Genomic DNA, 12,726 nt, shown 5'->3' with positions numbered 1-12,726 from the left:
GTCATTTATTAATTAATGATAAAACTGAATGCATTATATAAAAACTGATAATAAAATAACATATAATTCATCATTACTTTCCTGGGAATACTGAATGTTTTTGCACATGCATCGCTACATTAGCCTCTATTTTCTAATCATTCTATTAATTGCACCAATTCATCTCCTGGGATTAGATAGTTATTATTACTGGGATTGGAGCAGGCATCTGGCTCTATCCTACTATGATGGTTCTCCCATGATTGCCTACTTTATCCGAATAGCCACACTTTTATTTGGAGATACTCTCTTTGCTTTAAACCTGGTTACTATAGTTTCTACTGCCTTGACCAGTTTTATAATTTATAAAACAGCAAGACTTTGCCTTAATAAAGAAGCCAGTTATGTTACGGTTTTGATTTGGTTATTTTCACCATTAGTCACTTTAGATTTGATCAATCAAACTACCTATGACACACCTTTAACCCTTTTTTGGGCATTAACTCTTTACTTTACAATAAGGTACATCCAGTTTAATCGTAATCAGGATTTGTATTACGTAGGTTTGAGTATAGGCCTTATGCTTTTATCCAAATACTCAGGTATTGTTCTCGTGCTGGCCTTACTTATTTTTTTGGTTGCAACACCCTATAGACGGCTTTTTAAATCCAGGCATTTTTATTTGGCATTAACCCTGGCAATCATTGTCTTCAGCCCGGTTATTCTATGGAATACGCAGCATGATTGGGTATCCATTCGCTACCAGTTAAGTACTCACCAAACGCAAAATACTCATCATGCGATGGGGAGTGTCTTGCATGCCTTTTTTAATACGTTCCTCCCTGCAATTAACTTTTTATTCATTCCACCAGCGTTATATCTGTCCAAAGGTACCCCTAGAAAATCCCCTATATTTTATTTGTGCCTCATTATTTGCGTAACATTTGGTCTTTTCTATTTATTTGTCGCCGGCAAAGCCACGATAAGAGGATATTGGTTGAGTCAATACCTAATTACTGCCAGCTTATTAGCTGGTTATTGCTATCAAGAGTGGGCTTATCGTAATTCCACTTATTTATTAATTGTATTCTACGTTCTTACCAGTGGGGTCATTTTGCTGAACAATACCACTCTTTTCAGTTTTGGGTATTCAAAAAAACTGGCTTATTATCAATCGATACAACAAATTAATCAGTCTAACGATAAGCTCCCGAGCATAGTCATAACCCCAGGATGGTTCGAGGCACGCATGCTGTTCTTTCTTAAAAATAAACCGACAATTTTTACCTTCGACTGCGGTTCAATGCAAAATCAATACAAGTATTGGTCACCTAATTTGAATACCCTTGGCGAAGTACTATATATTGATACATTTGATAGATTATCATGCATTAAAAAATACTTTACCAGGTGTCAATCATTGAATTTAGCAGCAACTTTTGATGAAAAAAGGAAGCCAATCATTTACGCCTATTGGTGCAGTAATAAGCTAGATACTTAAATGAAACAGGATTTATGAAAAATACCAATCTCTTCGTTAAAAATGCCTTTAATTTGGTAATTTATTTTATCTAAATATAACCTCAGCTCGATATAAGAATAAGGTTATGCTATTGAATTATTGAAAAAAATATCGGTGCTATATACATTTTGTTTCTTTAAAATTCACGCCTGAATTATGTAAGGAAACAAGATGTTAGCACCGATAGTAGAAATATTCTGTGATATTGATGATTTTTGCAAGGCATGGTTTAAAGAAATGCCGCTTTATTGACTTCCATCACTGAATCGCAAAAGACAAGGTCCTTGCAGGCTGTCAGCCATTGAAATCATAACGGCCATGATTTTATTTCACCTCAGCCATTATCGAACATTTAAAGACTATTATCGTGAATGCGTGGAGATGGATATGAAATCGTATTTTCCGAAACTTGTCAGCTATAATCGGTTCATAGAAATCATGTCATCCTTAGTGACACCTTTATCAGCCTACTTGCTGTCGCATATGGGGAAGAAGACAGGGCTGTATTATGTTGATTCAACCACCCTGAAAGTATGTCATAACAAGCGCATTCATCGCCATACAACATTTGCTGGATAGCCCTCAATGGGATGGTTTTTTGGCTTTAAGCTCCATCTTGTGATTAATCATCTTGGTGAATTAATTGCATTTTGCGTAACAAAAGGCAATGTGGATGACCGTAAACCACTAGAGCAGCTTTTCAAAAATCTCAATGGGCTTGCAGCAGCTGATAAGGAGTATCTTTCAAAGAAAAAAGAGGAAAGCCTTTTCCAGAAAAAAATAAGCTTATCACAAAGGTACGCAGAAACATGAAGGCCAAAATACTCTCACCTTTTAAAAAAATTTCCTCAGACAACGCAGTATCGTTGAAATAGTTATTGAGCAATTAAAATCAATTTGCCAAATTGAACATACCAGACATCGCAAACCAGATAATTTTGTCATTAACCTTTTATCCGGTTTAGCTGCTTATATGCTTAAACCGAGAAAACCTTCCCTCAAAATCTATTCCTTAATGAAAATTTAGGCCTGCCTATGTTGAGCTGAGGTTAAATATAATCATTTGAAACTTGTTTATCCTGACAATTATAAGTATTGCAAGCGAAGTACTCTGCAACGCAAAATGCTGTTTGAAGAAGTGCGATATTCAGTTCACTATCAGTCCCGATACTGATCCTGTTGGGTATTATAAACAGCAATTGAGGAAGGTTGCCGGATGGTTTTTATTTTTATTGCACCAAAAACCTGACTCTTAAATTTTGTTTTCTAGCTTCATGAGTTTGAACCACAATGGAATTAATTTCGGACTGTATTTATTATTACTCAGTGGGACACATATGATTTATTGAATGGATAAGGCAGGCTAATACTATTTGAACCAACAAGTTGCTTCAACGTAAGTGCTATATTCTATGCATTGACTGACGCTTAATTCCCTATTCGCAAATTAGCCTGATTTCGACATTATTTTAATTCTCTATTAATGGCATAGTGAGCGATTTAGGTAACGTTGTTTTGTTTCTAAAGCATAGTTCTCTCGCTGGCCCTTTGAGCTAAATTTAAGTTAAACCTTTTCACACTCAGGAAAAAAATTTTTTGACAAAATTATCGAGAACACAAAATAACTCCACTAAATTATCCTTCATAATCTTTTTAAATCACTTATGAATAAATTTGATACATTAAGATAAGTTTTATAAAAAACTTTTTTTCAATTACTTAATTTAATTTTAATTGTCGAGCTTACGTTATTCGGGATGTGCTTGTTCATAATGCTTCGATTAAATTTAAAAGGGATATCCATGTACAAACGCCCAATATTGACAAATAAAATTCAAATAGTTTAAAATTAATTCATTTGTAATGGGTGAAAATAGTTGATTTTCATTTTTGGCAGAATTTACAACCCCAAACTCGCGCTGAAAACTTATGAAGCCATTTAAAAATAGGAACTGTTATGCTGAAAAAAATGTTTAGTATGATTAAAAATCAAATCAGTGGTAGTAAAAAGATTATTACTCGTTGCGATGAAAATGGTTCTTTATGCGTAATTCCAAAAGATATTCTTGTTCATGAATTATTGCCATTTCTTGATTTAAAAGCGCTGATGAAGTTACGATCTGCATCTAAAGAACTATATGATTTAGTTAATTTATTCTTAAAAAACGAAGTCTATGCAAAAAGAATTGGATTAATCGCTTTATCTAAAGGCAGTAAATTTTATGCGATTGGCGAAAGTGTGGCGCATAGGGTTATATCCGATAGCATATGGGATGCTATCTTTAATGATGGCTTTCAAGATATTAATATCACTCCTCTTCATATAAGTAATTCATTCTCATCAAAAGTAACCCTATTCAAATCTGAAAAAGCTGCAAAAGAAAAAATCAAAAGCCAAACTTTTTTTGGTGAAAATCAGAAAGTTTATTCTAAACCCTATTTAGCTAAAGTGGATTTACTAGAAGATGTATTATTTGCGAAGCTAGATAAAGACACAATTGGATATACTACGGAAGCAATACCGTTCGAACAGATAGGTAAATGCAGCATTCAATATATCGAAGACAGTGAGCCCAGCACATCTAATATTAACACATCTCCATAATTAACTCACCGGACGGATTACGTCCTGTGAAATTAGTCTTTAGGGTATTCAAATTTTTTACACTTTTTCTTTCAAATTTGAGTTTCTTTAGACGAGTTTGAATTGAGAGTGTGAGTGCCTTTTGATGACCAAATAATATTTGAATAAAACAGGTAATTGATAATAGATCCAATGCCCAAGCCCGAGGCTACAATGATATTTTCTTTCAAAACACCTTGCCCAAAGTAATGGACAAAAATATGAACCCATAGGCTTTGAAAATAAACCATAAAGGTGGAATAAATAATAAATTGTGTAAAACGGCTAAGAATCGTTGTTTTAGCTATACGGAAATCTGTTTTTTGTCTGAAAGTAATGGAATGGTGAAATATAAAATTAGATACAATAGCAGCACTGATAGCTACTTGACTGGACACCAGAGCGGAATGGTTCGAACTCCGCAACCAATTGTATAGGCTAAATTGAATCAATGCTCCAAGGGATCCCACACAGCACATGGTAAGGTACTGGCGCAACTCTCTCAAGCGAAGGGTAAAAAGAACTCGCAAGGTATCAATCATACTGTTCTTAGGTAATTTGCTTTTCCCTTTTTCTCTATCAATAAATTGAATAGGAAACTCAATGATCCTGGCTTTTGCCTTATGTAAAAGCCAGTATAACTCAAGTTTATACGCGTAGTTATTGGATAGAAAGTTTGAAGGCAATAGTTTCTTTAACAGATTAGTACGCGTTGCCCTTAAACCAGAAGTAAGATCTTTATATTTTCCAGTTAATAACATACGAGCAATCCAATTACCTCCTACAGATAATAATTTACGATGGAATGCCCAGTTTGAAGGAATATTTCCTCCTGAAATATATCGGCTCCCCACTACTACATCATGTTGTTTAAGTAACTCTAACATCGGAGCAATATAACAAGGTTGATGAGAACCGTCTGCATCAAACTCAAATACAACATCTGCATTTAACTTGTCTATTGCAATTCGCATGGCTTGCAGGTAAGCGGAACCAAGTCCAGTTTTCTGTGGCTCTTGTACAAAATGCACACGTTGAGAAGTATAGGCTAGCTCTTGAACTATATGGGCTGTTGAATCTGTGGAGTGACTATCAAATACAAGAATATCAACCTGATAATCTGCTAATGAACAAGTCTCCTTAAGAATCAAATCAATCGTATTAGAAATATTATCTTCTTCATTGTGGGTAGGGATAATAATAACGACTTTTTCTTTGTTGGGCATACTGATCAGATCATAAGAAGCAGATTATAGAAGTAAGCAAATCTTATCAAATGGTGGACTTGCCGTAAACAAACTTTAAGTGGCAGTTACTATTGTAAAGATTTATTCTCTATATTTGGCAGGTTCTATATTACTTACCAAAACAATTATCAGATTTTCTACCAAATTATGAAATAAACATATATACTGTTAGACCGCCTTTTAGAAACAATTGATTCTGGGTTAATGCTATGTCTGAACCACTAATTAAAATTTCACACAGACAGGCCATTATCTTTGCTTGCTTCTTAGTTTTATATGAATTTTTGACTTATATAGCCAATGACATGATCATGCCAGGTATGATCAATGTTGTTAAATCATTCAACGCACATGAAAGCGTTGTTGCCACCTCGCTGACTGTCTATGTACTGGGAGGAGCCAGTTTGCAGCTCATACTTGGCCCGCTATCAGATGCTTATGGCAGAAGACCTATGATGTTAATAGGATCATGCTTGTTTTTTCTGTTCACTCTTTTAATTGCAAGCTCACACTCCATGAATCAATTTTTAATCGCCCGATTTTTCCAAGGAATGGGATTGTGCTTCATCGGTGTAATAGGTTATGCAACCATTCAAGAAATATTTGAGGAAATGGACGCTATTCGATTAATTGCAATCATGGCTAATGCTGCAATATTAGCTCCATTGTTAGGGCCACTATTGGGAGCCATAATCATTCATTATGCATCCTGGCGTTTAATTTTTGTTATTATCGCTTTGGGGGCACTTTTGGCCTATTGGGGATTATGGCGATTTATGCCAGAACCGATAGGAGAAATAAAAAAAGACGGTCAGGTTATACCGAAAACACCGTTCTCACTGAACTCCATAACTCAAAATTATAAAGCATTATTATCTAATCCTGCCTTTTGTTTTAGTGCAATAGCAGAAGGCCTTGTAGGGATCCCCTGTATCGCCTGGATTGCTCTGGCGCCAATCATATTAATTGCTGAAGCAAAATTGACTGTAATCCAATATGGTCTTTGGCAACTACCCATCTTTGGGGCAACAATTTTGGGAAACTGGTGCTTACATCATTTCACTTATAAATATAAAATCGAGAGAATTATTTTTATTGGTTGCATTATAATGGTTGTAGGACTTGCTCTAACTGCTCTCCTCCCTTATTTTTATGGCAATAATTATTTGTATTTGATCCCTGGAATCATAGTTTACTTCTTCTCATTGAGTGTGATTAATGCCCCGTTGAACAGGTATTGTTTATTTGTGACTTCTGTAAGCAAGGGAACAGCATCTGCATTAATCAGCCTAAGCATTATGATCATTGGGGCTATTGGAATAGAAATAGCTAACCTGTTTTATCAAAATCACAATAATCTGTATTTCGCCCTCTATTGTAATGCCGTTGGATTATTATTTTTAATCTTTATAAGTTTAACCTTTTTTACAGGAACTCCCAAGAAGTCTGTGATTCATGATGACGCGAGTAGTAATATGTCTAACTCTTAAGAGCGGCGCCCATTTGAATAGCCCGATTACTTTGTTTTAGGGAAATGACGCAAACATTGCCAAGGGGATAGAGTTAATGTGCATTAAATTGAACAATACTAAAACATTTACAATACTACACCAGAACTAAAGAGGCAGCTCTTGCAAAAAATCTAATATAAGAATTTACGTCTCTGAATTACCAACAAATCACAGTAAGTTTTAGTTAGATATTTTCTCAACTCACTTTATCTGATCGCTAAGATATCGACTTCATTTGTATTAGAGAAAGATTATATAGAAACCCGTCGATATCCAGGATCCGTTGGGGCTGAGGAGATGGGTAAGCATCGTCTCGAAACCTTGGCAATAAAATTGAAATACCATACAGGGTTTCGTGACGGCATAAATGACTCCTTAGCCCGTTCGGCTTGAGATAACGAATGATCTTATTCATAACTCACGTTATATTATTAAATCCTTAGCAAAAGATAACGTGAGTAAGGTATTGATAATACTACTATTAAATTCTGCGCGCAGGATGCGATTCCTTAAGCAAAAAAATGGCAATAAGTAAACTGGCAAGGAAACATACAGGCATAACTAACAATGCAGTCTGATAACTCGATATGCTGTATACATGAGCGCCATTGACAATTCGCCATGATCCAGTCTGTTGCAAAATATAACCAACAAGAGGCTGGAAAATAGCACCACCAATTAGTACAGACAAATTATTAAATCCAGATGCTGTGCCAACTAATTCAGGTGTATTATTTTCTTTAACTACTGCAAAACTTACCGTCTGTCCTCCAGCACCTAATCCTAAAACGAACAAGACAATATAAGCCCAATTATAAGATAATTCAGACCAATAAAGGATAATCAGAGTTGCAATCAACCCCAAAACCGCACTGATAATCAATGCAATACGACGACTCTCCAATTTATCACTCAGCCAACCTAATAATGGACTGCCAACACCAATGCCTAGCCAAATCATACTGCATAAGCCTGAGGCAGCCACTACGCTTACTTGAAATTTTTCCTGCAAAAAAGGAACCCCCCAAAGTGCAGCAAATACAGCAATAGGAGTCCAAATTGCAAAAGCGTAACCGCCAATGATCCAGGTATAAGCATGTTTACATACAGCAACTAAGCGCTTCCATTCATCTCTTAAATAATGATCGGGTATTGTCTGATTTTGCTGATGAGGATAATCACGAATAAATACCCAAAATAAAATAGCCAAGAGAAATCCAACACCTGCTAAAATAAAACTTGCACTTCTCCATCCAACCAAATCAATCAAAGCTGCCAAAGGCATTTCCCCGAACATAGCGCCTACTGAACTCATCAACTGCGCTACTCCTGCGAGAATTGCAAAATAATAAGGGGGGAACCATCGTGAAATAAGTACCAAAACGCCAATAAAAGAAAATGCAGAGCCTATTCCTATCAAAAACCTGCCTATACAAGCCGTAAACACACTGTCTGTGGAAGCAAAAAAGGCAGAACCAAATGCACACAAAACGATGGCAAAAGTCATTAACTTGCGTGGGCCATATCTATCGTATAAAACTCCTGCTGGCAATTGCGTAGGGGCATAAGCATAAAAATAAAAAGCTGAAATGACACCAAAGCCTTGGCCAGTCACCCCAAAAGTTTTCATCATCGACTCGGCCATAACGCTTGGCGCGACTTGTAATATGAATTCATACAAATAGAATGAAGCGGCCAGAAAAAAAATAAAATAAGACGTTGCAAGTGTATTTCTTGCTCCACTGTTTGAAGCGATGTTGTAATGTGCGGTCAATTTAAAATCACTCTGTTAATTTTTATCAAATTAAACCTTATGCTTCTTTAGTTTGTCAATATGATTTTATTATAGGGTACACTGCGCCCAAAATTGCAATACCTTTAGCTCCTGTTATTGAGGTTAAGTCGACAGGGATTTGGTTGATAGTCTGTGCTGCTAACCATGCAAACATCATTGCTTCAAGATAATCGGGACTAATCCCTAAGTCTGCTATACTTTTTACTGTCATCCCAGGCAATAGACTGGCTAAAGTCTCTTTCAAATGCGTATTATGAGCCCCTCCTCCGCAGAGATATAATTGTTTGACTTCATTTGATGTATTCAATATCGTTTCAGCTATAGTATGGGCTGTAAGCGCCAACAAGGTAGCCTGAATATTTGCTGGTGTATAATCCGGTTTTAAATGTTTTTGTAGCCAGGATAAAGAAAAATATTCTTTTCCTATACTTTTAGGCGAATCCAAATGGAAAAATGGATCTTGTAACAAATGTTCAAGTAGAGGATGAATCACTTCACCTTCGCTTGCCCAAGCACCACTTTTATCAAAGAGAGCTCTTTTGTTCTTATAAATCCAGGCATCCATGAGGCAATTGCCTGGTCCTATATCCCAACCTGTAGTTAATTGGTTCTTTGCAATCAAAGTAACATTAGCAATACCACCAATGTTAACAACAGCAACAGGCTCATTCACTTTAGAAAATATCTGTTGATGGTAAAGAGGAGCAAAAGGCGCACCTTGACCGCCATTAACCAAATCTCTTGTTCTAAAATCGGCTACAACAGTAATGCCAGTTAGGGAGGAAATCGTATGACCACAACCAAGCTGCAAAGTATATGGAATTTTTCCACTTGTGTCATGGCAGACTGTTTGACCATGACTGCCAATAGCCTGAATTTCCTTTGTATGTACATTTATTTCAATCAAGAGTTGGCGAGCTGCTTCAGCAAACTCCCTGCCAATTAGAGTGTTCAGTTGGCAAATCGAAGTTAGGGTTAAATGCTTACCCATAATTAAATCATCAAGGTTTCTCCTGACGTCATCACTGTATTGTTTGGTAATCCCGTGAATCAATTGATTGGAAGGAAGCTCCAGCAAAGCAGCATCAATGCCATCCATACTGGTACCTGACATCAAACCTATATATAAACTCATTAATTACTCTAAATTTAAAATAGAATTGATAAATACTACTAAAACCTTTATTCACAAGCAAAAAATTACTAGGCAACGTTCCTAAAGTTTATTTGTATGTTATCAAAGTTTAGCCACAAGTGATGAATCAAGACCGTGGGCCTTCTTGCTGCAATGGCTTTCAATGTAATCAACACGACTGCTCAAGTCCTGATTGTCCCCCATAATGGCTTTTAACCTTTCTATGGTTTCAATAACCACTTGATTTCTAGCATCTTCTCCATTTTCTTGTGCTGCAGTACGTTTTAACTGTGAAAGAAGAGTTTTTACCGATCTAACTTGGCTACTAAACAAACTACTTCCAACGAAAGCATGATTAACATAGTCTTGAAATATGGCCTGTGTAAGAGCTAAATTATCTTTTGTTGCGAGAGATTGACGAATCATTTCAAAAGAAAGATATCTGGTTATTTCTGGGTATCCTGCATTTTTTGCAACTTGTAACGCATTTTTAACGTAATATATATTAGGTACATTTTTGTCATCTAAATTACAAAGCATTTGGACAACCTCAAGTCTCCCTTTTCCTGCTACAATTTGTAGCAAATTACCAGCTGTCTTTGAGTCAGGTTGGTGCAGAGAACAAAGTGCCTTAAAAACCTCCCATTGATTATCGGGATCTGATACTGCCGATGTTAATACAGTATTCATTGCGGTATGAGAAGGTTTATCCCCTTGTTGTTGAATAAAATAATTTAATACCTTTACCCACTCCCCATTTTTGGCGAAGTTAATTAACTTCTTATCAGCTCGTATCTGTGGAACTTTTGCTAATTGCCTTAATGCATTATCTGATAGATTTTTATCAGGTACAATAGCAGGCGGTTGTAAGCTCGCAATGGCTTTTACAGCCTCCCATGCTTTAGAAGATGATTGTATGGCACCTTTATTTTCATAGCTCTCCGCATTTGATAATGCTGCGTCTAGGATTGCATTAATTATTTTTTGACTTGGTTGACGTGCTGGAGCAGTTAAGTTGCAAAGAGCTATAACAAATTTCCAATTATTGGTTTTAATGGCTTTTTCTGCTTCTCGTAATAAGGCCTCGTTTACCATTTTTTGACTTGGTTGACTTACTGGAGCAACCAAGTTGCAAAGAGCTATAACAAGCTCCCTGTTATTAGTTTCTACTGCTTGCTTAAATGCATTGTTTACAATATGTTGATTTCGATGATGATCTTCCCATTTTAAGTTGCATAACATCACAACAATTTTCAATCGCTTATCAGCCCCTTCATTTGACACATCAGATGCTGAGCTAATTGCTATCTTTATAGCTTCGTTAATTGCTTCAAGTCGAATATCATTGCTCGCTGATGCTGATTTTATGAATTCCTTATTTATAGTTTGGACAAGCCCTCTGGAAGCCAAATCAATCAGTCTTAATTCTTTAATAGTCGGTTTAAATTTTGGCATAGTCTATGCTAACCTATAAAAATAAAATTGTATCAATTATAATACAAAATAAATTAAAATAATATAATTTATTTATTATTTAACCAATAACTTTAGTAACGAGCTAATGAAAACTACTAGTAACGGACAGCGCAGATCATACCTTTTTGAATAAAAATTTACCTTATGCAGCAGCTTTAAGAAACCGCAGTTCATTGAACATGATTTGATTAGCCTTCAGCAGTAATTCTTGTTTAATACCAAAGTGATTCATTGAGGTTTTTACTGTAAACAATTCAAGTTTGCAGTATGCAATCACAGATGCAAACAGATGATTGCTTTGTGTTCGAATGGCTTTAGGTAGCGATTTAGACAAGCTTGCATTTTTTGCCTCCATAAACAGCCGATCACTCATCCCGTAACACCCCATTGGTTTCAGAAGCAATTTTTATAAACAACACCACACTTCTTCGTCAATGACCATCATTGTCATTCCCTCTCCCCAACCTTAGTCCCCCGATACTATTCAAATTCCTAGTGCGGGAGAGGGGCAGATCGAAGTAAACTGAAAAATTTGTGTATTAATTAAGGCTAAGAAAACTGCAAATAAACTTTAGGAACGTTCTCTATTTCTAGTTTAAAAAATGATAAGTTAAGCTGAGAACCACCCTTTGCCAGCTATTTATGCTTGTCGTTTGATATTAAAACAATTATAAAAATTGTTTGTAGTGATTTCTGCTATCTCTTGGAAGTCCATCCCTCTGAGTTGTGCGATAGTTTCTGCAACATGTTTCACCAAAGCGGGATGATTTTGCTTGCCCCTGTGTGGGACTGGAGCCAAATAAGGTGAATCTGTCTCTATCAATATCCTCTCTAAAGGTATCTGACTGGCCACTTCTTGCAAGGAAACAGCATTTTTAAAAGTAACTATTCCAGAAAATGATATATAAAAATTCAAATCAATTGCTCTTTGCGCAATACCTAAGTCTTCAGCAAAACAATGCATGACTCCACCTATCTGACTAGCCCCTTCCTCAGCTATCATGAGCAACGTATCGTCAGCCGCCTGCCTGGTATGAATAATTAACGGCTTGGAAGTTATAAGTGCCGCCTTGATATGTTCTCTGAAGCGATCTCGTTGTAAAGATTGCGCCTCTTCCGTAGGATTACGATAATAATCAAGCCCTGTTTCTCCTATGGCAATACAAGCAGGATTTCGAGCCAATTCACATAACATTTGTGCAGTAACAGGATAATTCATTTCACTGTTCGGATGCACTCCAACAGAAATGCTAATATCAGTATAATCTTTAGCTAAACACTCTAATTGAGGATAATCGCTCAACTCAACACATACAGACAGGAAATGCTCCACCCCATTCTTGCGAGCCTGATTAATTACCTGAGAAAAATCATTATTAAAGTGGGTTAAATCGATAAAATTTAAATGACAATGAGAGTCTACTAGCACCTTTATACC

Annotated in this window: 9 protein-coding genes and 2 pseudogenes; 5 read left to right on the top strand and 6 right to left on the bottom strand. The window is 36.1% G+C overall.

Annotation, left to right across the window (positions count from 1 at the left end; genetic code table 11):
• The first annotated feature begins 94 nt into the window (after positions 1–94).
• The 4 genes and pseudogenes from OQJ02_RS06525 to OQJ02_RS06515 all read left to right on the top strand — a co-directional run bounded on the left by OQJ02_RS06525 (position 95) and on the right by OQJ02_RS06515 (position 4,106).
• Positions 95–1,480 (top strand): glycosyltransferase family 39 protein, encoded by a 1,386-nt coding sequence (locus OQJ02_RS06525; protein WP_265718413.1) that lies wholly within the window; start codon positions 95–97, stop codon positions 1,478–1,480.
• 339 nt (positions 1,481–1,819) lie between these two features.
• A pseudogene (locus tag OQJ02_RS06520) lies at positions 1,820–2,314 on the top strand (IS982 family transposase).
• 37 nt (positions 2,315–2,351) lie between these two features.
• A pseudogene (locus OQJ02_RS15460) lies at positions 2,352–2,528 on the top strand (transposase); the annotation flags it as partial.
• Between the two features lie 930 nt (positions 2,529–3,458).
• Positions 3,459–4,106 carry a hypothetical protein gene (locus OQJ02_RS06515; protein WP_027226916.1) on the top strand — a complete coding sequence of 216 codons (648 nt, stop codon included), beginning with the start codon at positions 3,459–3,461 and terminating at the stop codon, positions 4,104–4,106.
• A 71-nt stretch (positions 4,107–4,177) separates the two neighbouring features.
• On the opposite strand, the gene OQJ02_RS06510 is transcribed toward OQJ02_RS06515, so the two are convergent.
• Entirely contained in the window at positions 4,178–5,350 is a 1,173-nt protein-coding gene (locus OQJ02_RS06510) for a glycosyltransferase family 2 protein (protein WP_265718412.1), read from the bottom strand.
• A 230-nt stretch (positions 5,351–5,580) separates the two neighbouring features.
• Between OQJ02_RS06510 and OQJ02_RS06505 the strand changes: the two genes are divergently transcribed.
• Positions 5,581–6,861 (top strand): MFS transporter, encoded by a 1,281-nt coding sequence (locus OQJ02_RS06505; protein WP_265718411.1) that lies wholly within the window; start codon positions 5,581–5,583, stop codon positions 6,859–6,861.
• 502 nt (positions 6,862–7,363) lie between these two features.
• Here OQJ02_RS06505 and OQJ02_RS06500 read toward each other — a convergent pair.
• From OQJ02_RS06500 to OQJ02_RS06480, 5 genes are all read right to left on the bottom strand, one after another.
• A complete protein-coding gene (locus OQJ02_RS06500; RefSeq protein WP_265718410.1) occupies positions 7,364–8,656 on the bottom strand; it encodes an MFS transporter in 1,293 nt (430 codons plus the stop codon).
• A 55-nt stretch (positions 8,657–8,711) separates the two neighbouring features.
• A complete protein-coding gene (locus OQJ02_RS06495; protein WP_265718409.1) occupies positions 8,712–9,812 on the bottom strand; it encodes an anhydro-N-acetylmuramic acid kinase in 1,101 nt (366 codons plus the stop codon).
• 102 nt (positions 9,813–9,914) lie between these two features.
• Positions 9,915–11,267, bottom strand: a complete 1,353-nt coding sequence (locus tag OQJ02_RS06490; protein ID WP_265718408.1) for a hypothetical protein — start codon at positions 11,265–11,267, stop codon at positions 9,915–9,917.
• 163 nt (positions 11,268–11,430) lie between these two features.
• Positions 11,431–11,661 (bottom strand): hypothetical protein, encoded by a 231-nt coding sequence (locus tag OQJ02_RS06485; protein ID WP_265718407.1) that lies wholly within the window; start codon positions 11,659–11,661, stop codon positions 11,431–11,433.
• Positions 11,662–11,928: 267 nt separating this feature from the next.
• Complete coding sequence (locus OQJ02_RS06480; RefSeq protein ID WP_265718406.1) at positions 11,929–12,717, bottom strand: TatD family hydrolase; 789 nt, start codon at positions 12,715–12,717, stop codon at positions 11,929–11,931.
• Between the last annotated feature and the right edge of the window lie 9 nt (positions 12,718–12,726).

It is taken from the genome of Legionella sp. PATHC032 (assembly GCF_026191185.1).
Classification (GTDB): domain Bacteria; phylum Pseudomonadota; class Gammaproteobacteria; order Legionellales; family Legionellaceae; genus Legionella.
The sequence above is the reverse complement of the archived record's forward strand: the minus strand, read 5'-3'. Positions and strand labels throughout refer to the sequence as shown.

What these genes read in the sequence shown, in the direction of transcription:
- OQJ02_RS06510 (WP_265718412.1), bottom strand. Translation starts at nt 5,350, where the DNA reads ATGCCCAACAAAGAAAAAGTCGTTATTATTATCCCTACCCACAATGAA.
- OQJ02_RS06515 (WP_027226916.1), top strand. Translation starts at nt 3,459, where the DNA reads ATGCTGAAAAAAATGTTTAGTATGATTAAAAATCAAATCAGTGGTAGT.
- OQJ02_RS06485 (WP_265718407.1), bottom strand. Translation starts at nt 11,661, where the DNA reads ATGAGTGATCGGCTGTTTATGGAGGCAAAAAATGCAAGCTTGTCTAAA.
- OQJ02_RS06495 (WP_265718409.1), bottom strand. Translation starts at nt 9,812, where the DNA reads ATGAGTTTATATATAGGTTTGATGTCAGGTACCAGTATGGATGGCATT.
- OQJ02_RS06490 (WP_265718408.1), bottom strand. Translation starts at nt 11,267, where the DNA reads ATGCCAAAATTTAAACCGACTATTAAAGAATTAAGACTGATTGATTTG.
- OQJ02_RS06525 (WP_265718413.1), top strand. Translation starts at nt 95, where the DNA reads ATGTTTTTGCACATGCATCGCTACATTAGCCTCTATTTTCTAATCATT.
- OQJ02_RS06505 (WP_265718411.1), top strand. Translation starts at nt 5,581, where the DNA reads ATGTCTGAACCACTAATTAAAATTTCACACAGACAGGCCATTATCTTT.